Annotated in this window: 17 protein-coding genes and 1 pseudogene; 7 read left to right on the top strand and 11 right to left on the bottom strand. The window is 72.3% G+C overall.

Features of this window, described 5'->3' with window-relative positions:
• The first annotated feature begins 80 nt into the window (after positions 1 to 80).
• Together metE and ACWC94_RS18370 are read left to right on the top strand one after the other, a co-directional pair.
• Positions 81 to 2,390, top strand: a complete 2,310-nt coding sequence (gene metE, locus ACWC94_RS18365; protein ID WP_450797643.1) for a 5-methyltetrahydropteroyltriglutamate--homocysteine S-methyltransferase — start codon at positions 81 to 83, stop codon at positions 2,388 to 2,390.
• A 126-nt stretch (positions 2,391 to 2,516) separates the two neighbouring features.
• Entirely contained in the window at positions 2,517 to 2,903 is a 387-nt protein-coding gene (locus ACWC94_RS18370) for a DUF2267 domain-containing protein (RefSeq protein WP_450797644.1), read from the top strand.
• A 57-nt stretch (positions 2,904 to 2,960) separates the two neighbouring features.
• On the opposite strand, the gene ACWC94_RS18375 is transcribed toward ACWC94_RS18370, so the two are convergent.
• The 6 genes from ACWC94_RS18375 to ACWC94_RS18400 all read right to left on the bottom strand — a co-directional run bounded on the left by ACWC94_RS18375 (position 2,961) and on the right by ACWC94_RS18400 (position 10,353).
• Positions 2,961 to 3,653 carry a dienelactone hydrolase family protein gene (locus tag ACWC94_RS18375; protein ID WP_450797645.1) on the bottom strand — a complete coding sequence of 231 codons (693 nt, stop codon included), beginning with the start codon at positions 3,651 to 3,653 and terminating at the stop codon, positions 2,961 to 2,963.
• A 404-nt stretch (positions 3,654 to 4,057) separates the two neighbouring features.
• Entirely contained in the window at positions 4,058 to 4,516 is a 459-nt protein-coding gene (locus ACWC94_RS18380; protein WP_450797646.1) for a PPOX class F420-dependent oxidoreductase, read from the bottom strand.
• A gap of 8 nt (positions 4,517 to 4,524) precedes the next feature.
• Positions 4,525 to 6,255: a thiol reductant ABC exporter subunit CydC gene (cydC, locus tag ACWC94_RS18385; RefSeq protein WP_450797647.1), complete on the bottom strand. Its 1,731-nt coding sequence runs from the start codon at positions 6,253 to 6,255 to the stop codon at positions 4,525 to 4,527.
• Positions 6,252 to 7,949: a thiol reductant ABC exporter subunit CydD gene (gene cydD / locus ACWC94_RS18390; protein ID WP_450797648.1), complete on the bottom strand. Its 1,698-nt coding sequence runs from the start codon at positions 7,947 to 7,949 to the stop codon at positions 6,252 to 6,254. The genes cydC and cydD overlap by 4 nt, the downstream gene beginning before the upstream one ends.
• Positions 7,950 to 7,978: 29 nt before the next feature.
• Positions 7,979 to 8,998, bottom strand: coding sequence for a cytochrome d ubiquinol oxidase subunit II (locus ACWC94_RS18395; protein ID WP_450797649.1), 1,020 nt, complete (start codon positions 8,996 to 8,998; stop codon positions 7,979 to 7,981).
• 62 nt (positions 8,999 to 9,060) lie between these two features.
• The gene (locus ACWC94_RS18400; protein ID WP_450797650.1) at positions 9,061 to 10,353 is read right to left on the bottom strand and encodes a cytochrome ubiquinol oxidase subunit I; all 1,293 of its coding nucleotides are present in this window, start codon (positions 10,351 to 10,353) and stop codon (positions 9,061 to 9,063) included.
• Between the two features lie 201 nt (positions 10,354 to 10,554).
• Here ACWC94_RS18400 and ACWC94_RS18405 point away from each other — a divergent pair, with 201 nt between their 5' ends.
• The 3 genes and pseudogenes from ACWC94_RS18405 (at position 10,555) to ACWC94_RS18415 (ending at position 12,186) form a co-directional block, all read left to right on the top strand.
• The gene (locus tag ACWC94_RS18405; protein WP_450797651.1) at positions 10,555 to 11,484 is read left to right on the top strand and encodes a LysR substrate-binding domain-containing protein; all 930 of its coding nucleotides are present in this window, start codon (positions 10,555 to 10,557) and stop codon (positions 11,482 to 11,484) included.
• An 18-nt stretch (positions 11,485 to 11,502) separates the two neighbouring features.
• A pseudogene (locus tag ACWC94_RS18410) lies at positions 11,503 to 11,823 on the top strand (FAD-dependent oxidoreductase); the annotation flags it as partial.
• A complete protein-coding gene (locus ACWC94_RS18415) occupies positions 11,812 to 12,186 on the top strand; it encodes an oxidoreductase C-terminal domain-containing protein (RefSeq protein WP_450797684.1) in 375 nt (124 codons plus the stop codon). The pseudogene ACWC94_RS18410 and the gene ACWC94_RS18415, both read left to right, overlap by 12 nt.
• Before the next feature lie 329 nt (positions 12,187 to 12,515).
• Here ACWC94_RS18415 and ACWC94_RS18420 read toward each other — a convergent pair whose 3' ends face one another.
• The 4 genes from ACWC94_RS18420 to ACWC94_RS18435 all read right to left on the bottom strand — a co-directional run bounded on the left by ACWC94_RS18420 (position 12,516) and on the right by ACWC94_RS18435 (position 17,016).
• On the bottom strand, positions 12,516 to 14,702 hold the full coding sequence (locus ACWC94_RS18420) for an MMPL family transporter (protein ID WP_450797653.1): 2,187 nt from the start codon (positions 14,700 to 14,702) through the stop codon (positions 12,516 to 12,518).
• Between the two features lie 176 nt (positions 14,703 to 14,878).
• Positions 14,879 to 15,532 carry a maleylpyruvate isomerase N-terminal domain-containing protein gene (locus tag ACWC94_RS18425; protein ID WP_450797654.1) on the bottom strand — a complete coding sequence of 218 codons (654 nt, stop codon included), beginning with the start codon at positions 15,530 to 15,532 and terminating at the stop codon, positions 14,879 to 14,881.
• A gap of 50 nt (positions 15,533 to 15,582) precedes the next feature.
• Positions 15,583 to 15,948: a 5-carboxymethyl-2-hydroxymuconate Delta-isomerase gene (locus ACWC94_RS18430; protein WP_450797655.1), complete on the bottom strand. Its 366-nt coding sequence runs from the start codon at positions 15,946 to 15,948 to the stop codon at positions 15,583 to 15,585.
• Between the two features lie 195 nt (positions 15,949 to 16,143).
• Entirely contained in the window at positions 16,144 to 17,016 is an 873-nt protein-coding gene (locus ACWC94_RS18435; protein ID WP_450797656.1) for an SGNH/GDSL hydrolase family protein, read from the bottom strand.
• A gap of 317 nt (positions 17,017 to 17,333) precedes the next feature.
• On the opposite strand from ACWC94_RS18435, the gene ACWC94_RS18440 reads away from it, so the two are divergent.
• Both ACWC94_RS18440 and ACWC94_RS18445 read left to right on the top strand, forming a co-directional pair.
• The gene (locus tag ACWC94_RS18440) at positions 17,334 to 18,323 is read left to right on the top strand and encodes an NAD-dependent epimerase/dehydratase family protein (protein ID WP_450797657.1); all 990 of its coding nucleotides are present in this window, start codon (positions 17,334 to 17,336) and stop codon (positions 18,321 to 18,323) included.
• Between the two features lie 100 nt (positions 18,324 to 18,423).
• On the top strand, positions 18,424 to 18,732 hold the full coding sequence (locus tag ACWC94_RS18445) for a hypothetical protein (RefSeq protein WP_450797659.1): 309 nt from the start codon (positions 18,424 to 18,426) through the stop codon (positions 18,730 to 18,732).
• Positions 18,733 to 18,736: 4 nt separating this feature from the next.
• Here the strand turns inward: ACWC94_RS18445 and ACWC94_RS18450 are convergent, their stop codons facing one another.
• Positions 18,737 to 19,849 (bottom strand): sensor histidine kinase, encoded by a 1,113-nt coding sequence (locus tag ACWC94_RS18450; protein WP_450797660.1) that lies wholly within the window; start codon positions 19,847 to 19,849, stop codon positions 18,737 to 18,739.

Consider the following 19,849-nt stretch of genomic DNA (forward strand, 5'->3'; position numbering starts at 1 on the left):
GCCGCCGTCGGGTCCGTCATCCCTTCGCGCTCTCGTCCCGCCCCGGGATCTCAGGGATTCATCTCGCGAAGGAGATCTCCGTGACCAGCAAGTCCGCAGCCGCGGCAGCACGAGCCACCGTGTACGGCTACCCACGCCAGGGCCGGAACCGGGAACTGAAGAAGGCGATCGAGGGCTACTGGAAGGGACGCGTCACCGCCGACTCCCTCCGGGCCACCGCCGCCGGACTGCGCCGTGGCACCTGGCAGCAGCTGACGGACGCCGGCATCGACGAGGTGCCGACCGGCGACTTCTCGTACTACGACCACGTACTCGACACCACCGTCATGCTCGGCGCGATCCCCTCACGCCACCGGGAAGCCGTCGCCGCGGATCCCCTCGCCGGCTACTTCGCCATGGCGCGCGGCACCCAGGACGTCGCACCCCTGGAGATGACCAAGTGGTTCGACACCAACTACCACTACCTCGTCCCCGAGTTGGGCCCGGACACGGTGTTCACGGCCGACTCCGCCAAGCAGGTCACCGAACTGCGGGAGGCCCTCGCCCTGGGTCTGACCGCCCGGCCCGTCCTCGTCGGGCCCGTCACCTACCTGCTGCTGGCCAAGCCCGCACCCGGCGTGTCCGGCGACTTCGACCCGCTCACCCTCCTGGACCGCGTGCTGCCGGTGTACGGCGAGATCCTCGCCGACCTGCGCGCGGCCGGCGCCGAGTGGGTCCAGCTCGACGAACCCGCCCTCGTCCAGGACCGCACCCCCGCCGAACAGAACGCCGTCGCCCGCGCCTACCGCGACCTCGGCGCCCGCACCGACCGGCCCAGGCTGCTGGTGGCCTCCTACTTCGACCGGCTCGGCGAGGCCCTGCCGGTGCTGGCCAAGGCACCCGTCGAAGGCCTGGCCCTCGACTTCACCGACGCGGCCGCCGCCAACCTGGACGCCCTCGCAGCCGTCGGCGGTCTGCCCGGCAAGCGCCTGGTCGCCGGAGTCGTCAACGGCCGGAACATCTGGGTCGACGACCTGCAGCAGTCCCTCGCCACCCTGGGCACCCTGCTCGGTCTGGCGGACCGGGTCGACGTATCGGCGTCCTGCTCCCTCCTGCACGTGCCCCTCGACGCCGCGGCGGAACGGGACATCGAACCGCAGATCCTGCGCTGGCTCGCCTTCGCCCGGCAGAAGACCACCGAGATCGTCACCCTCGCCAAGGGCCTCACCCACGGCATCGACACGATCAGCGCGGAACTGGCCGCGAACCGGGCCGACCTGGCCTCCCGCGCGCGCTCCCCCCTCACCCACGACAGGGCCGTACGCGCCCGTGCCGCCGCCGTCGTCGAGTCCGACACCCGCCGCTCCCAGCCGTACGCCGAGCGGGCCTCGGCCCAACGCGCCCGCCTCGGCCTGCCGCTGCTGCCCACGACCACCATCGGTTCCTTCCCGCAGACCGCCGAACTGCGCGCGGCGCGCGCCGACTTGCGTGCCGGCCGGATCGGCGCGGACGGCTACGAGGAGCGCATCAAGGCGGAGATCCGGGAGGTGATCGGCTTCCAGGAGAAGACGGGACTGGACGTCCTCGTGCACGGTGAGCCCGAACGCAACGACATGGTCCAGTACTTCGCCGAACAGCTCACCGGTTACCTCGCCACCCGGCACGGCTGGGTCCAGTCGTACGGGACCCGCTACGTCCGCCCGCCGATCCTCGCCGGTGACATCGCGCGGCCGGCGCCGATGACCGTGCGCTGGACGACGTACGCCCAGTCGCTCACGAACCGGCCCGTCAAGGGCATGCTCACCGGACCCGTCACGATGCTCGCCTGGTCCTTCGTCCGCGACGACCAGCCGCTCGCCGAGACCGCCCGGCAGGTCGCGCTCGCGCTGCGCGACGAGGTGGGCGACCTGGAGGCTGCCGGAACCGCGGTGATCCAGGTCGACGAGCCGGCGCTGCGCGAGACCCTCCCGCTGCGCGCCGCCGACCGCCCCGCCTATCTCGCCTGGGCCACCGAGGCGTTCGGGCTCACCACCGGCGGCGTACGCCCGGACACCCAGATCCACACCCACATGTGCTACGCCGAGTTCGGTGACATCGTCCAGGCCATCGACGATCTCGACGCCGACGTCATCAGTCTCGAAGCCGCCCGCTCGCACATGCAGGTCGCCCGGGAACTGGCCGCCCACGGCTACCCCCGTGCGGCCGGACCCGGTGTGTACGACATCCACTCCCCGCGCGTACCCGGTACCCGGGAAGCCGCCGAGCTGCTCCGCACCGGCCTGCGGGCGATCCCCGCCGAACGGCTGTGGGTGAACCCCGACTGCGGCCTGAAGACACGCGGCTGGCCGGAGACCCGCGCCTCCCTGGAGAACCTGGTGACCGCCGCCCGCACGGTGCGAGCGGAGCTGTAGCCGCAGCGGTCCGGGCCGCTCCCTCTTGATCGTCACGAGGTGACGCTGTCGAGGACGTCGCCCTCCGGGGCAGACTGGAAGGGAGCGGCTCGCCGTGATGGCGTGCGACGACATTGGGAGGCCGCCGTGCGATTGGAAGAGTTCCTGGCCCAGGTCCGTGACCGGGGGGAGTACCGCAGCCGGGAGGAGGCCGAGCAGGTCTGCGAGGCGGTGCTCTGGGTGCTCGCGACCCGGATCTCCCCGGAGGAGGCCGACGAACTGGCGGCCCGGTTGCCCGCGCCCTTGGACGAGGCCCTGCATCTGGACCGGGGGCGTCCGGAGTCGTTCGACTGTGACGAGTTCCTCCGGCGCGTGTCCGTACAGACCGGCGCCCGGCCGCGCACCGCGGAGTGGGACGCGGACGCCGTCCTGTCCACGGTCGCCGACGCGGTCCCGGACCGGCAGCTCGACCACCTCCTGTCCCAGCTGCCGACCCGCTACGCCGAGTACTTCGGCAGGCCGAGTCCGAGCTGACGGACGGATTCCCGGACGGCCTCACCCGGGCCCCCGCCCGAGCGGGGGCCCGGCCGGTCACTCGTCCTGCTGCGTGGCCTCCCCGGGCCGCTCCGGCTCCCCCGGGGTGCGCAGCTGGTCGTCGCACCAGTGCCTGGCGGCCTCGGCGACCTGTTCCAGGGCGCCGGGTTCGGAGAACAAGTGCGTCGCTCCCGGAACGACGAACAGGGAATGGGGGGCCCGCAACCGCCGGGCCGCTTCCTCGTTCAGCTCCTGCACCTGCTGGTCCTGGCCGCCGACGATCAGCAGGACCGGGGCCCGCACCTCTTCCAGGGCTCCGCCCGCCAGATCGGGCCGGCCGCCCCGGGACACCACGGTCAGCACCCGGTCCGGCCGCTCCGCCGCGGCCACCAGCGCCGCGGCGGCACCCGTACTGGCACCGAACAGGACGACCGGGAGGCCGCGGGTGTCGGGCTGCGTGCCCAGCCAGTCGATCGCGGCCACGAGGCGCCGGCCGAGGAGCGGGATGTCGAAGCGGTGCTCGCCCGTCAGCGCGTCGTGCCGCTCCTCCCGTTCGCTGAGCAGATCCATCAGCAGCGTGCCGAACCCGGCGGTACGCAGCTCGGCGGCCACCATCCGGTTGCGCGGACTGTGCCGGGAGCTGCCGCTGCCGTGCGCGAAGAGCACCACGGCCCGCGCCGCCGTCGGGACGACGAGGTCACCGGAGAGCCTGACCTCGCTGGTGGGCACCAGAACCATGTCGGAGATCATCGGCCTCACTTCTTCCACGCCTGCCGATCCGGCGGATCGCGACGAGCCGGACGTCCCCCGCCGCGTAATCCACCATATCGGCCGGAACCTCCCGGTGCCGGGTCGAGGCCGCGGGGAGCCACGGCTGCGCCGCAAGCAGCGCGCCGGCCCGCACGACGCTCCCAGCGGCGCCTCGCCGTGCACGCCCAGCGGTGCCAGGCCCACCCAGGGGTTTCTTCTGGATCCGCCCGGGTCCACGACGCCCGGCACGGCACCTCGCCACGTGGTCGGAACACCCGAGTACACCCCGTAGCGGGGGTCCAGGTGTCGGCAGGCGAGTTCGCCGGGTGGTGGGGCCGGACTCGGCCGACCGCGTCACCGGGGCCGCCGCGGACTGCCGGACCGGGCGTCCCGGCAGAGAGGCGTCAGCCGTTGACGTCCAGGGCCGTCCCGTAGAGCCGCTCCACCCGCAGGCGGATCACGATCCGGCGCTCGGCGACCTGCTGCTCGAGGAAGGCGTCCGTGTCCTCGGGTGCCGCGGCGGGCGGGAGCATCGCGAGCAGTTCCCGGCCGACCGCGTCACCGGGCACGGTCGTGATCCCGGAGACCTCGGCGGTGCCCTCGGCGACGGCGAACGACCATACGTCGCCGCCCTGTACATGCAGTGCCGCCCGCGGGTCGCGCCGCAGATGTTTCGCCTTCACGCGGTCAGCCGTCGTGGACAGCCGCACGACGCGGGCCTCGGGATCCCAGGCGTAGAGCATGGTGGTCAGGTGGGGATGACCGCTCTGCTTCACCGTGGCGAGGGTCCCGAACTGCTGCTTGGCGAGCAGCTCGGAGAGGACGTCGTCGGTCAGGGGACGGGGCGCGGGTCCTTGAGTCATGTCCGTGATCAACTCTGGCTGCCGGCACCGGTATTCCTGCGACACCGGCGTTCGTCTTCGTGCCCGGATGACAGGGTCACGATGGCGTCGGCCCCTTCCAGGCCCGCTCGTTCGTGGGTGACGAGGAGTGTGGTGCGGCCGTGGGTGGCGTCGAGGATGTCGGCGAGTACGGCGGCCGCGGTGTCCGGGTCCAGCCCCTCGGTGGGTTCGTCGAGGACGAGGACCGCCGGGTCGGCGAGCAGTGCCCGGGCCAGGAGGAGGCGCTGTCGCTGGCCGCCCGACATCGTGGCGCCGTCCGCGCCGAGCAGGGTGTCCCAGCCCTCGGGCAGGGACTCGATCCAGTCCAGGAGCCTGGCCCTGCGCGCGGCCTCGCGCAGGTCGGCGTCCGTGGCGTCGGGGCGGGCGGGCAGCAGGTTGGCGCGGACGGTGGTGTGGAAGACATGCGCGTCCTGGGTCATGCCGGTGATGACCCGGCGGACGTCGGCGCCCGCGTACTCGCGCAGTTCGCGCCCGCCGAGGCGGACACTGCCGCTCTCATAGGGCACGAACCGCATGAGCGCCGCGATCAGCGTCGACTTGCCGGACCCGCTGGCGCCGGTGAGCACGACCCGGCGACCGGGCGGCAGGCTCAGGCTCACCCCTCGCAGGGCCGGCGGACCGCCGGGGCGGTGTCGTACGCACAGGTCGGTGATCTCCACACCGAGCGGCTCGCCGCCGGGCAGGGGGGCCGGAACCGGCGGGTCGGTGACGGGGTGCGGTGTGTCGAACAGGTCGGCCAGCCGGCGCGCCGACGCCCGTACCTCGGTCAGGCGCCGGGCGGCGGCCGGCAGCGGCGCCAGGGCCTCGAAGGAGACCAGCGCGAGGACCGTGAGCACGGTGAGGTGCACGGCCGGCAGCGCGCCGGACGCGTGGGCGCGCAGCGCGAGCCAGGTGGCGCCGACCGTGGCGGTGCCCTGGAGCAGCAGCACCACAGCCGAGGCGAGAGAGGTGGTCAGGGACTTGTGGCGCTCCAGCGCGGCGATCCGGGCACTGGTGGCGCGGACCCGCTCGTGGACACGGTCCAGGGCGCCGTAAGCCGCGAGGTCCTCGGCTCCCCGGGTCATGTCCACGCAGAGAACGGCGAGTTCGGCACGCGCTGCCTTCTCGGCGCGGCCCGCGTGCCGGGACAGCAGCAGTACGAGGGCGGGCACGAGGAGCCCCGCCGCGAGCAGGAGCGAGCCGAGCAGGACGCCGGCCTGCGGCAACAGTGCCGCGGCCACCGCGGTCGCGGTCGCGGTGACCGCGCAGGCGGCCACGGTCGGCATGAGAACCCGCAGCAGCAGATCCTGCGCGGCGTCGACGTCGTCGACGAGGCGGGTCAGCAGGTCGCCGCTGCGGAAGGCGGGGGCACCCGCCGGGGCGAGCGGCACCAGTGCCTCGTACACCCGGGTGCGGAAGCCCGCGACGGCTCGCAGGGCGGCGTCGTGGCCGAGGAGGCGTTCGGTGTAGCGGAGCGCTCCCCGCCCGAGCGCCAGGGCGCGTACGGCGACGACGGCTACGGCGACCGAGGCGAGCGGCGGCTGCTGGGCGGCCCTGGTGATCAGCCAGGCGGCGGTCGCCGTCAGCGCGGCTGCGGCCAGTTCGCTGCCGGCCGAGGCGAGCGCGGCGGGCAGCAGTCGGCGCCCGTACGGCAGGAGGTGGCGCAGGAGGCGGACGGTGGGCCGGGGTGCGCGGGGGGCGCGTTCGGCGTGGCGGGTCATGAGGCGAGCAGCCCTTCGGCCGGCGCGGATGCCGGGTCGCGCGGGGCGAGGGTGCCCGCTCGTACGGCGACGATCCGGTCGGTGTGCGGCAGCAGACTGGTGCGGTGCGCGACCACGAGCGAGGTGCGGCCCCGCATCAGGGCGAGCGTGGCCCGCGTGACGGCGGCCTCGCTCGCGGGATCGAGGTGCGCGGTCGGTTCGTCGAGGAGCAGCACCGGAGCGTCCTTGAGGAAGGCGCGGGCCAGGGCGATGCGTTGGCGCTGGCCGGCGGAGAGTCCGGCGCCGTCTTCGCCGAGCACGGTGGCGTACGACTCGGGCAGTTCCTCGACGAAACGGTCGGCGAAGGCGGCGCGGGCGGCGCGCCGGACCTGGGCGTCGCTGGCGTCCGGGCGCCCGAGGCGGATGTTGTCCGCGACGGACGCCGCGAACAGATGCGGGCGCTGGGGCACCCAGGCCACCTGGGCGCGCCACTCGTCGGGGTCCAGGTCCGCGAGGTCGGTGGCGCCCACCAGGACCCGGCCGGAAGCGGGGGTCACGAAGCCGAGGAGCAGCGACAGCAGGGTGGACTTGCCCGCGCCGCTCGGTCCGGTCAGGGCCACGTGCTCGCCGGGGCGGACGTGGAGGGAGACGTCCTTGAGGGCGGGCTCGGCCCGGTCCGGATGGTGCACCGTGACCCCGTCGAGGCGCAGGTGGGCGGTGCGGGGATCCGGCGCCGGGGCGGCGCGGCACGGGCGTGCCGTGGGCGTGTCCGCGTCGTCCAGCACGGTGAAGACCCGCTCGGCCACCGCCACGCCCTCGGCGCTGTCGTGGAAGGCCCCGCCCAGGGCCCGCAGCGGCTGGCAGGCCTCGGGGGCGAGGAACAGGACGGTCAGGGCCGTACGCAGGTCCGTCCCACCGCCGAGCAGTCGCAGCCCGACCGGTACGGCCACCAGCGCGACGGAGAGCGTGGCGACCGTCTCCAGGACGAAGGACGAGAGGAACGCCACGCGCAGCGTCCGCAGGGTGGCCCGCCGGTGTGCGTCCGCCATCTCGGTCACGACGCGGGTCTGGTGCCGCTCGCGGCCGAACGCCCGCAGGGTCGGCAGTCCGGCCACCACGTCCAGGAAGTGGCCGCCCAGCCGGGCGAGCAAACGCCACTGCCGCGCGGTGCGGCGTGCGGTGTGCATGCCGACCAGTGCGCCGAACACGGGGATCAGCGGCAGCGTCGCGAGGATGATCAGCGCCGAGGTCCAGTCCGTCCACAACAGCCAGGCGACGATCGTGAGGGGGACCACCGCCGTGGCCGCCAGGGTGGGCAGATAGCCGGTCACATAGGGATCCAGGGCGTCGAGGCCGCGGGTGAGCAGCGTGGCCGTCTCACCGTGGCGGTGGTCGGCGGTCCGCAGGGGGCCGGCGCGCCGCAGCCGGCCGGTGACGCGGTCCCGCAGGGCGCGTTTGGCGTCGGCGGCGGCGCGCTGGGCGAGGACCCCTCGGACCCAGGTCAGCACCGCGCGCCCCGCCATGACGGCGCCCAGCGCGGCCACCGGCGCCGTCCGGACCCGGTGCCCGGCGAAGCCGTCGGCGAGCACCGTCGCCAGCAGGGCGGCCTGCGCGACGACGAGCCCGGCGCCGACCAGGGCGGACGCCGCCGAACGCGTCATGTGGCGGCGCAGGGGCGGGAGTTCGCGTATCAGACGGCGTTCGACCGGCTTCATCCTTGCAGTCCTCTCGTCGTTCGCCCGGCTCAGAAGTAACTCGGGTGACGGCGGCCCGTCCGCCCCCGGAAGGCCCACCAGCTCCACGCCTGGTACGCGAGGACCACCGGGACCAGCACGACCCCGAACCCGGTCAGGATCTTCAGCGTGGCGGCGTCCGTGACCGCCTCGTGCACCGTGAGGCCCGATTCCGAGGCGCTGGTCAGGACGTACGGGTAGTGCCCGGCACCTACGAGCGGCACGGGGAGCAGGACCGCGCAGCAGGTGGCCGTGAAGGCACGGACACGGTGTCCTCGGGACAGACTCCACCAGGCCGCGCCGAGTGCCGCCGCGAACAGGCCGGTGAGGGCGGCCGACGTCACGGGGTTGGTCATCGAAGCACCGGCGCCGAGCAGGGTCAGCAGCAGCGCGAAGGCTCCCGCGGCGCCGGCCGCGCGCACCAGGCCGGCTCCCGACTTCCCCGCTCTCGCGGCGAGTCCGGGCGCGGACCGCAGCGCTGTGAAGGCCGCCCCGTGCGCGGCGAAGAGCAGCACGGTCGTGACGCCGCAGGCCCCTACGAACGGCGAGAACACCTCGCCGAACCCGATGTGGAACGTACCGTCGGCCCGGCGCGGCACACCGTGGAGCAACAGCCCCAGGACGAGCCCCCAGCACAGGGCGGGCAGCGCACCACCGCACACGATCAGGACGCCCCAGCACCGGCGGGCCCGGGCACCGGTCGTACGACCGCGCAGCTGGACCGCCGCGTTGCCGAGGACCAGGCCGACGAGGATCGCCACGACGAGCGGGTACAGGCCGGACAGCAGGCTGCCCTCCAGGTGCGGGAAGGCCCCGAACAGCACGCCGGTGAACGCGACCAGCCAGACCTCGTTGCCCAGGAAGAACGGCGCCATGGCGTCGAGGGCGGCGTTCCCGCCGGGACGCTCGCCTCCCGCCGGACCCTTGAGGACCGGGTGCAGCATCTGTACGCCGTAGTCGTAGCCGCCGAGCACGAAGTACCCGGCGAGAAGCAGGCCGAGCAGCGCCAGCCAAAGGGTCTCCAGACTCATCAACTTTCCGTCTCATCAGGAAGTTCTGCAGGGTGGGTGCGCCGTGGCCGAGGGGGCCGGGTTCAGAAGGCGGGGATCGTCCGCTGCTCGCCCGCGCCGCTTGTGGGAACTTCGTCCGCGAGGGGATCGGCGGCGCCGAGCTGGGTGGCCTGCGGGCCACGCCGGGCGAAGCGGGTGATCAGGGTCCAGTTCGTCAACGCCAGCACGACGAAGACGGCGATGAAGACCGCGCAGGACACGGCCAGTGAGGTCCTGCCGACCGGCGAGACGGCGTCCTCGACCTTCAGCCGGCCGTAGACCAGCCATGGTTGGCGTCCGACCTCGCGGAAGACCCAGCCGCCGGCCGACGCGATGAAGGGCAGCGGGATCATGGCCGTCATCAGGCGGGCGGGGAAGCGCCGGCGCACCAGCCGGTCCTTCCACAGCAGGAAGACGGCGATGAACGTGACGGTGGACACGGTGTTGCCGATGATCGTCATGGTGTCCATCGCGATCCGCAGCCAGTCGTGCGGGGGCACGTAGTCGCCGGGCCCGTGTTCCCTGACGAGTTGGGCCTGCAGTGGTCCGACGCCGCTGCCGTCCAGGGCGGCCAGCTTCATGGGCTGGGTCCGGCGGAGCAGCGGGAACTGCAGGTTCCCGACGACGATGACGAAGAACGAGGCGAGCATGCCCACCCAGACGCCCAGCCGCAGCGAGCCCCGGAACTGAGCGCTGTCCTTGGTGCGCCGGGCGAGATGGTGGGCGCTGACACCGGCGACGAAGACACCACCCGTCGTCAGCGCGGCCAGCGTGACATGACCGAGCGCGAGCAGGGCGCTGGGGTTGGTGAGCAGCGCTCCGAAATCGGTCAAGTAGGCGGCGCCACCGCGTACTTCGTAGCCGACGGGGTGCTGCATGAAGCCGTTGGCGATGAGGATCCAGTAACCGGAGGCATACGCGGTCAGGGCGACCAGCCAGATGAGGGTGACGTGCACGCCCCTGCGCAGGCGGCCCCAGCCGAAGATCCACATGCCGAGGAAGGTGGACTCGGCGAAGAAGGCGATGAGGGTTTCGAGGGCGAGTGGGGCGCCGAAGACATTGCCCGCGAACTTGCTCAGACCGCTCCAGCTGAGCCCGAACTGGAACTCCATGACGAGGCCGGTGACGATGCCGACCGCGTAGTTGATGACGTAGAGCTGGCCCCAGAAGCGGGTCATCCGCTCCCGGACCGCTCTCCTGGCGGGATCTCGGGTGAACGCGGCCTGGGTGTGCAGGATCGCCACCATCGGGACGAGTCCCATGGTGAGGATCACGAACAGCCAGTGGATGCCGGTCGTGGCCGCGAACTGGAGTCGGGCCAGATCCGCAGCGCTCATGGTGCGACCTTCCTGAAGGACGGGTGGCCGGTGGGACGGCGGACGGGTGCGGGGCACCGCCTCGCGTGTGCAGGTGCCGGGCGCTGTGGCACGTCACCTGTGCGGTGCCCCTGCTGCAGACCGTAGGAAGAATCGCTTATGCATTCCAAGACCGTTTCCGTCATGGAATCATGACGCTGAAGGCATGAGTAAAGGTGAACCGTGGATCTTCTGCAGCTGCGTTACTTCCAGACCATCGCCCGCTACGAGCACATCAGCCGCGCCGCGGAGGAACTGCGCGTCGCCCAGCCCTCGCTGAGCCGCACCGTCGCGCGCCTGGAGGCCGAGCTGGGCTGTCCGCTGTTCGACCGGCAGGGCCGCCGCGTCCGGCTCAACCAGTACGGCGCGCTGTTCCTGCGCCATGTGGACCGGGCGCTGAGCGAACTGGACGCGGGCCGCAGAGCCCTCGGGGAGGCACGCGACCCGGGACTCGGCCGGGTGAGCGTCGCCTCGGAGACCCTGCTGACGATCACTCGCCTCCTCGGCAGTTTCCGCGCCGCGCATCCCCGCGCCGACGTCCGGCTCTTCCAGTCGAACGCGGAGGAGATGGAGCGCCAACTGCGTGCCGGGGAGGTCGACTTCTGTGTGGCCTCGCAACAGCTGACCGGGGCGGGTCTCGAGGCGATCGAGTTGCTCCGCGAGGAGGTGCTGCTGGCGGTACCGCTCGGGCACCGGCTCGACCGGCGGGAGAGCGTGACCATCCGCGAGCTCGCCGACGAGCCCTTCGTCACCACGCGCCGCGGCCACTGGCAACGCACTCTGCTCGACCGGCTGTTCGCGGCCGAGGGACTGTCACCGGTGCTGTCCTGCGAGGGGGATGAACCGGGCGCCATCCAGGACTTGATCAGCGCCGGTCTCGGCATCGGACTCATTCCGGCGATGTCCCGCCGGCTCGGTACGGAAGCCCTCGTACCGGTGGGCTGGGTGCACGTGGACACGCCGGACTGTCACCGGCAGCTCAGCCTGGTGTGGGACCGCGACGCACACCTCTCCGAAGCGGCCCGCAGATTCCGCGAGTTCACCGCCGGCCGGCCTTTCATGACGCACCGCCTGCCCGACCCGCGCCGCGGTCGCGACCACGGTGCGTCGTAGCGGGCCGGCGAGCACTTCGCGCGGTTGCACCGGCAGCGGGGCACGCGGTTGCTGCTCGGCCGGAGCGTCACGGTCCTGCACGGCGACGGCCGGGGACACGTCGCCGCGGTGGAACCGGCCGACGGCCGTCGGCTGCCCGCGGACCTCGTACTGATCGGCGTCGGGGCCGTCCCGCGCACGGAACTCGCCGCCGCGGCGGGTCTCCCGGTGCACGACGGCATCGCCGTCGACGCCCACCTGCTGACCGGAGATCCGCACGTCTCGGCCATCGGTGACTGCGCGGCGTTCCCCCAGGTGCGCTCCGGAAACCGGCGCCGGCTGGAATCGGTGCAGAACGCCGTCGGCCATGCCCGCCTGGTCGCCGAGCGGCTGACCGGGACGCCCCGCACCTACCGGGAATCACCCTGGTTCTGGAGCGATCAGTTCTCAACGTCCCTGCAGATAGCGGGACTTGCCGAGAAGTACGACAGCGAGGTGGTCCTCGGGAACGACCCGGACGCGTTCTCGGTGCTCCTCTTCCACAAAGAGCGGCTCCGGGCGGTCGAGTCGGTCAACCGTCCCGGAGACCACATGGCGGCTCGCCGGCTGATCGAGTCGGGGGCCACGGTGCTCACCCAGGACGTGACCGCCCCGGGGTTCACCCTCAAGGGCCACCTCGCCGGGCTCCGGGGAGGTGCGGCCCACCCTCGATCCCGACGGTGAGCCGCGTACCCCGTGCGGGGGCGATGGTGGTGGCGGCCGTCAGGACGACGGCCTGACCCACCGCCGGTGCGCGTGTGCCCGCCGGGCCGCTCGTCTCGCGGCCCGGCGGCAGGGTCCTGCCGGACGGTCACGTCCGGGCAGGACCCCGTGTCGCGCTGGGTGCCGCTAGGGGCTTTCGTTCGGATCGGGTCGGATCAGGCCGCGGCGTCCGGTGTGGTGCGTCGCAAGGCGGAGGATCACCCGCGTACTGGGCGTACGCGGGTGATCCGACAACGCGGCGAGGTGCCGTGCCGGGCGCCGCGGACCCGGGCTGATCCGAACGAAATCCCCTAGTTACGGCGTCCCGCCGTGTCGTGGGTCACGGTGTCCCGGTCGCTGCCGGGTGCCGGTACGGAACCCTGGGCTCCAGGTCCGGCCACCGTCACCTCGGCCCGGTCGCCGTGCCCCGGCCACCACGCGGCGTGGCCGATGAGCGCGGTGAGGCTCGGGGTGAAGAACATCGCCATCACGAAGGCGGCGACGGCGATGCCGAAGGACACCGCGAACCCCATCTCCGTGAGCAGCGAGTTGCCCGCGAGCATCATCGTGGCGAAGGTCGCCGCCAGGATGAAACCGGCGGCGGCGACGGTCGGCCCGGCGTGCCGCAGCGCCATACCGGCCGCCTCGCGCGGTTCGCGGCCCTCGCGGGCCTCCTCGCGAAGCCGGGCGATCATGAGGATGTTGTAGTCGGTGCCGATGGCGACCACGAACAGATACATGATCACCGGGAGCATGAACATCAGCCCCGAGTGCCCCTGCCCCTTCTGGAAGATCCACACGGTGGCGCCGAGGGTGGCGCCGAAGCCGAGACCCACCGAGGCCATGAGGTACCAGGGGGCGACCACGCTGCGCAGCAGCAGGCCCAGGATGACCATGATGAGCACGGCGGCCACCGGGAAGACGGTCCGGTAGTCGTGGTTGACCGCGGCGTTGATGTCCTTGTAGATCGAGGACATGCCGCCGACGACCGCCTCTGTGCCGTCAGGGGCGTCGGAGTGGGCGACGTCGCGGACCCGGCCCACGGCCTCGATCGCCTTGTCCGTCGACGCCTCGTACTTGAGCGTGACGGTGAAGTCGGCGGTGGTGCCGTCCTTGTTGAGCTGGGTCATCCGGGCGGCGGCGACACCGTCCACAGCCCCGAGCTTCTGCGCGTACGCGTCGAAGCCCGCCTTGTCCAGCGGCTTTCCGTCGGTGCTGGACAGGTAGACGTCGGTGGGTGCCGCGGCGCCCGCCGAGTACGCCTTCTGCATCTGGTCCTGGACGACCATGGACTCCTTGGTCTTCGGCATGGAGCCCGACGCCAGGTCGAACGTGGCGTTGTAGCTGAAGATGCCGAGGGACAGCGCGACCAGGATGAGACCGGACACCGCGGCAGTGAGCGCCGGGCGGCGCTGCACACCCCGCCCGAGTGCGGCGAACCGGGCGTTCTCCGGCTCCTTCTGCCAGGACTTGGAGGGCCAGAAGATCTTCGGTCCGATGAGCGAGACCACGGCCGGGATCAGGGTGAGGCCCGCGACCAGGGTGGCGCCGACCGCGATGGCGAGCGCCGGGCCCATCTGCTTGAGGAAGCCCAGCGTGGACAGCACCAGCGCGAGGAAGGCGATGATGACGGCACCGGCGGCGGAGGCGATGGCCTCGCCGACCCGGTCGACCGCGTTGATCATGGCCTGCTTGGACTCGTCGCCGGCGCGCAGCCGTTCGCGGTAACGGAACATCAGGAACAGGAAGTAGTCCGTGCCCACGCCGAACAGCACGACGATGAGGATCGACGAGATCGAGCTGTTGGCCTGCAGGTCGAACAGCTTCGTGGCGTACGCGATCAGGCCGTTGGCGACGACCGACACCAGTCCGATCAGCACCAGGGGCAGTACGGCCAGGATGGGCGCCCGGAAGATGATCAACAGGGTCACCAGGATGATCACGAAGGTGCCGATGCCGATCAGCGCGTCTCCGCGTTTCGAGGAGTCCTGCTGGTCGAGGGCCTGCGCGGCGGAGCCGCCGAGCTTGGCGTCGAGATGCGTGCCCTTGGCGAGCGTCTTGACGTCGTCACGCAACACCTTGGCCGCGTCCGCCTGTTTGGGCTGGCCGGCGTTCTTGCTGTCCATCTGGACCAGGGTCATGGCATACCTGCCGTCCTTCGACGGCGGGCCGGGGACGACCTTCTGCACCTGGTCGATGTGCTTCTTGCCCAGCTCGGTGGTGATCCGGGCGATGTCCTGCTTGTCGGCGGCGGTCAGCCTGCCGCCGTCGGTGCGCTGGTACAGCGCGATGGCGGACGGCGTGAAGGCACTGGGGAATGCCTTCTGCTGGAGGTCCGCCGCTTTGATGGATTCGTAACTCTTGGGTAGGAAGCTGCTCTCGTCACTGTTCGAGGGCAGACTCGGAGCAGTGGCGACGATCGCCACCGCGGCGATCAGCCATGCCACGATCGTCCACACGGGATGTCGGACGACGGTGTTGCCAATACGTCGGAACATGCGGAAGGTCCTCCTGGACAGGAAGATCACCGCAGCCCGGGGAGCGGTCCCTGGCATCGGCGACCCCGAACGGCGCCTGGGTAACGGGCCGTTCGAATGGTTGTCTTGAAGCCACATGATAATGGCCGGATAAAGAGATCATCTCACAATGGCCCCCGGGTGCCCGGACGGGCCGTTCAGCCGAGGACGAACGGGAGTTGGGCGGCGAGGCCACCCAACGCGGTCTGCTCCGCGCCCGTCGGCGTCCGGCGTCCGGTCCCGAGGAGCAGCGCGTCCTTGTCGGAGAACGAGGCGGGGAACGAGGCCCCGGCGATTCTCTCCAGCGACGCGCGCGCCGACGCGAGGGTTTCGGCCGGCGGCCCGGCGGCCGACGGCAGCCGGGCGATCAGGTCGAGATGGTGCAGGGTCCACTCGACCACGTACGCGGACAGGTAGTCGCCGACGGTCAGCACCTCGTCGCGGGTACGGACACGGAGGGCCGGATCGGCGAGTCGGGCGGCGCGGCCCGCCGCGGAACCGACGTCGTCCAGGTGGAACTTCAGCAACCGCGGTTCGCCGTACGCGGCGGCCAGCCGGGGGATCAGCGCATCGAGCGGATCCTCGCCGGTCGGGGGCTCGACCAGCTTCCAGTAGGTGGCCGCGTCCGCGGTCGGTTCGGTGTCGGCGGGCGTGGCCAGGGTGATCAGGACGTCCTGGGCGTCGATGACCAGGTGGCACACCAGGTCCCGTACCAGCCAGCCGGTGCAGCCGGACGGCCGCTCGAAGTCCTCGTCCGGTACTGCGGCGACCGCGGTGAGCAACGCCGTCCAGGAGCGCGAGAAGAGATCCACCGCGGCAAGGTAGTGCGGGAACCCAGGGGCGGACAAACGAATTCGGACGCTCACCGCGCGGAGGGCGACAGCCGGTAGGAGCCGACCAGGTCCCGCACCTCCACCGAGACGACCGTCTGCTCCTCCGCGCCGCCGGCCGTCGGCAGGTGTTTGGCGAGCAGCGCCAGCACGCTCTCGGACAGGTGCGCCTTCTGCGCCTCGGGGCGGCCGGGCATGAGGCCGATCTCCACGTGCACGAAGGCGGTCTCCTGGCTCGTCGTGTCCCCGACGTACGTCACCACCGGACGGACCAGCGTCTTGCACACACCCGACGTACCGGATTCCTCGACCACGAGCGGGTGCAACTCCTTCACCAGGGCACGGGGGTCGAACGTTGCGGCCAGGTGGGAGGAGTAGTCGATGGTGAGGTGCGGCATGAAGGACCCTTCCCCTGTGCCCGTAGTTTCACTAGGCAACTATTTTCCCTCATGCCGCCACGCGCCTTCACCGCACCCCCTCCATCACCGCCCCAGTCCACGGCGTTCATCCCGCAGCACCGCGCGGCCGTCCGGCACGGTGCTGCGGAACGGCCGCGCGGCGCACGAGCCCGGCCTTCGGCCGGCGGCCCCCGGTCAGCCGAGGCCGAGGACGCTCAGGGTGCGGTCGGCCATGCGCTGCTCGCCGAGCGCGTTGGGATGCACCGGGACGATGTTCTGCCCGAAGAGGAGCGGCTCGATCCACCGGGTGCCGACGGCCTGGCACGCGTCGTGGCCCTCGGACGCCTGCGAGAAGTCGACGTACGTGGCCCCGGTCTCCTCGGCGGCGCGCCGTACGACGGCGTTGAGATGGGCCTGCAGCGCGTGCATGTACGGCACGTCACCGGAGGCCACCGGCAGTTGGGCGAAGCAGGACGGGTCGGCCTTGGCCGGGGTGATCCACGGGTAGCCGAGCACCGCGACCCGCGCGCCCGGCGCCTTGGCCCGGACACTGCGCAGCGCGCTCTTCAGCGCGGGGTAGGTGTTCGCGTCGATGCCGTCGTCGAAGGAGCTGCCGTAGATGTCCTTGCAGGGGCTGCCCTGGCCGCCGCTGAGGATGCCCGCGGTGCCGCAGGCGAGCATGGCGCCGATGAAGGTGTTGTTGTCGTTGCCGCCGATCGTCAGCGTCACCAGGTCGGTGTCCGCGGTGACCGCGTCCGCCTGCGGGGCGACGCCGGGGTACTGGGACTGGGTGAAGTCCTTGGTCTGGGCGGCGCCACAGGTGACGTCCGTGAGCCGGGCGCCGGTGCGGGCGGCGATGACGTGGGGGTAGTTGGCGGTGGAGCGCAGACAGATGAGGTTGCCGGCGTCGACGGGCAGGACACCCGAGGCGGCGCTGTAACTGTCGCCGAGAGCGGCGTAGTTCAGGGTCGTCGCGGCATGGGCGGGGACGGCGGCGACGCCGAGGGCCAGCGCACCGGCGAATGCGGAGGTGGCGGCGAGGGCACGGCGCAGGGCGGGCAGGGACATGGCTCCCTCTTCTCGGGGTGGGGACACGGAGCAGAGCCGGGCATGGGGGTGCCCGGGCGTGTGCTGATGCGCGAGAATGCGGCGGCTCAGAGCAGATGGGCGTACCGGCCGTCGGGGCGTGGGCGCGTGTGCGCACGCACGGCGAGGGCCGCGAAGTGGGGGTTCACGGGATTACCGCTGAGTACTACCGATAGGTAATGTGCGGCTGGGGCACCGCGGAGTCAACGTTGTTGACAGGAATTCTTGAAACCTTACGGAGTCGTGACGCGGTGGCCGTGTCCCCCGGTCACGGCGCCGTGCCCGGCTAGCGTGGCCGTATGCGTGTACTGGTCACCGGCGGTGCCGGGTTCATCGGGTCCCATGTCGTCGAGGCGCTGCGGGCGGGCGGGCACGAGCCGCTCGTGTACGACGTCCGGGCCGATCCGGGCGACGACGTGCGCGACCGGGCGGCGGTCACCCGCGCCCTGTCCGGCGTGGACGCGGTCTGTCACCAGGCGGCCATGGTGGGCCTCGGCAACGGCGTCGCGGACGCGGCCGAGTACGTCTCCCGCAACGACCTGGGCACCGCCGTCCTGCTCGCCGCGATGGCCGATGCGGGCGTACGGCGGCTGGTGCTGGCCGGGTCGATGGTGGTGTACGGGGAGGGCCGCTACGACTGCCCCGTGCACGGCGTCGTACGCCCAGGGCCCCGGGCCGCGGCCGACCTGCGGGCGGGCCGCTTCGAACCGCCCTGCCCGCGGTGCGGCGCATCGCTCACCCCGGGCCTGGTCACCGAGGACGCCCCGCCCGACCCGCGCAACGTCTACGCCGCGACCAAGCTCGCCCAGGAGCACCTGGCGGCCGCCTGGGCCCGCGCCACGGACGGTACGGCGATCTCGTTGCGCTACCACAACGTGTACGGCCCCGGGATGCCCCGCGACACCCCGTACGCCGGCGTCGCCTCCCTCTTCCGCTCGGCCCTCGAACGCGGCGACGCTCCGCGGGTGTTCGAGGACGGCCGGCAACTGCGGGACTTCGTCCACGTGCGGGACGTGGCCGCGGCCAACGTCATCGCGCTGGAGGCCGGGCCGCGCCCCGGGACCCTCACGGCGTACAACACCGGCAGCGGAGAGCCGCACTCGGTCGGCGACCTGGCCCGCGCCCTGTCAGCCGCCCACGGCGGCCCGGACCCGGTCGTCACCGGCGAGTACCGCCTGGGCGACGTACGCCACATCACGGCGGACTCGGCCCGGCTGCGCGCGGAACTCGGATGGAAGCCGGAGGTGGGCTTCGCGGAGGGAATGCGGGAGTTCACGCGAACGCACTGAGCGTGTCCGCCCCCGTGGGACGGCGTCGCCGTCGATCATGGCGTTGCTCCGCATGACGTGCGCAGCAGGACATTCGCATGAACCAGTCGAAAGGACAGCCATGTCGCGACGGACCCTGAAGCCGACTCGCGCCCAGGTCGCAGCGCTGCTCACCGCACCGGTGCTCGGCCTGGGCCTCCTCGCCCCATCGGCCTCCGCGGACACGCCGCCGACCGGCCAGAAGGTCAACAGCAGCGACGTCATCGGCAGGGTGTGCCAACACGCGGGCGCCGACGACGACGGGGAGGGCTCGGGCCTGTCCTGCGAGAGGGACATCGCGCCGCTCCTCTCCCGCATGATCGGCCCCGGGAGCGGGATCACCTGCCGCAACGAGTCCGCGACCGACATCGTCTGCCGCCCGGACAAGTGACCGTTCACGCCTCCGCCGTCGGCAGGGTCACCTCGAAGCGGCAGCCCCCCGGGATGTTGCGGACGGTCGCCCGGCCCTGATGGGCCTCGACGATGCCCCGTACGATCGCCAGCCCCAGCCCCGCCCCGGCCGGCGGGGTCCGGGCGTCGGTGCCGCGCCAGCCGGTGTCGAAGACGCGGGGCAGGTCCTCCTCCGGGATGCCGCCGCAGCCGTCCGTCACCGACAGCACCACGCCGTCCGGCGCCCGTTCCGCGGCGACCGCGACCGTGCCGTCGGCCGGGGTCCGGCGGATGGCGTTCACCAGCAGGTTCCCCAGCACGCGGCTCATCTCCTTGCCGTCCACCTCCACGGGCACGGGCTCGACCCGGTCGCCCACCAGCCGCACCCCGTGTTCCCGGGCCAGCGGATCGGCTCCCGCCAGCGCGTCGCCGACCAGGTCGTACAGGGAGATCCGGGCGGGGCTCAGCGGGAGGGTGCCCGCGTGGATGCGGGAGAGTTCGAAGAGGTCGCCGACCATGTCGTTGAGCCGTTCGACCTCGGTGCGGATCTGCCTGAGGTAGCGGTCGGGGTCGGCGGCCACGCCGTCCTCCAGCGCCTCCGCCATCGCACGCAGCCCGGCCAGCGGGGTGCGCAGGTCGTGCGAGATCCAGGCGACCAGCTCGCGTCGGGACTTCTCCAACGCCCGTTCCCGTTCCCGCGATTCGGCGAGCCGGGCACTGGTGGCCGCCAGCTCCCGGCCCAGGGCGTCCAGTTCGGCGGTGGCCGGGCCGTGCGGGGCGGCGAAGGCACCGGCGTCGCCGAAGGAGCGGGCGGCGTCGGTGAGTTCGCGGCTGCGGGCGACGACCCAGCGCCCCAGCAGCAGCGCGGTGGCCAGGGACACCACGGCCGCCATCGCGACGACGGTCGTGACCACGGTCAGGTCGTGCGAGGAGAGGAACATCGCCCAGGCGACGGCGAGCGTGCCGGCGAGCATCGCGACGACACCGACCGCCGCGACCACGGCCAGGGAAGCGGTCAGCGAGCGGCGCCGGATCAGGCGCAGCGCCCCCGCTCCGGCGGCCCCGGCGGCCACGGCGCCGGCGAAGGCGTAGAGGGCGATGAGGAGGATGTCACGCAT

The sequence above is a fragment of the Streptomyces sp. NPDC001135 genome, assembly GCF_053598395.1.

Excerpts from the sequence above, each read along its gene's own strand:
- ACWC94_RS18375 (WP_450797645.1), bottom strand. The coding sequence starts at position 3,653 with ATGATCTCCGACATGGTTCTGGTGCCCACCAGCGAGGTCAGGCTCTCC.
- ACWC94_RS18380 (WP_450797646.1), bottom strand. The coding sequence starts at position 4,516 with ATGACTCAAGGACCCGCGCCCCGTCCCCTGACCGACGACGTCCTCTCC.
- cydC (WP_450797647.1), bottom strand. The coding sequence starts at position 6,255 with ATGACCCGCCACGCCGAACGCGCCCCCCGCGCACCCCGGCCCACCGTC.
- cydD (WP_450797648.1), bottom strand. The coding sequence starts at position 7,949 with ATGAAGCCGGTCGAACGCCGTCTGATACGCGAACTCCCGCCCCTGCGC.
- ACWC94_RS18395 (WP_450797649.1), bottom strand. The coding sequence starts at position 8,998 with ATGAGTCTGGAGACCCTTTGGCTGGCGCTGCTCGGCCTGCTTCTCGCC.
- ACWC94_RS18400 (WP_450797650.1), bottom strand. The coding sequence starts at position 10,353 with ATGAGCGCTGCGGATCTGGCCCGACTCCAGTTCGCGGCCACGACCGGC.
- ACWC94_RS18420 (WP_450797653.1), bottom strand. The coding sequence starts at position 14,702 with ATGTTCCGACGTATTGGCAACACCGTCGTCCGACATCCCGTGTGGACG.
- ACWC94_RS18430 (WP_450797655.1), bottom strand. The coding sequence starts at position 15,948 with ATGCCGCACCTCACCATCGACTACTCCTCCCACCTGGCCGCAACGTTC.
- ACWC94_RS18435 (WP_450797656.1), bottom strand. The coding sequence starts at position 17,016 with ATGTCCCTGCCCGCCCTGCGCCGTGCCCTCGCCGCCACCTCCGCATTC.
- ACWC94_RS18440 (WP_450797657.1), top strand. The coding sequence starts at position 17,334 with ATGCGTGTACTGGTCACCGGCGGTGCCGGGTTCATCGGGTCCCATGTC.
- ACWC94_RS18445 (WP_450797659.1), top strand. The coding sequence starts at position 18,424 with ATGTCGCGACGGACCCTGAAGCCGACTCGCGCCCAGGTCGCAGCGCTG.
- ACWC94_RS18450 (WP_450797660.1), bottom strand. The coding sequence starts at position 19,849 with ATGCGTGACATCCTCCTCATCGCCCTCTACGCCTTCGCCGGCGCCGTG.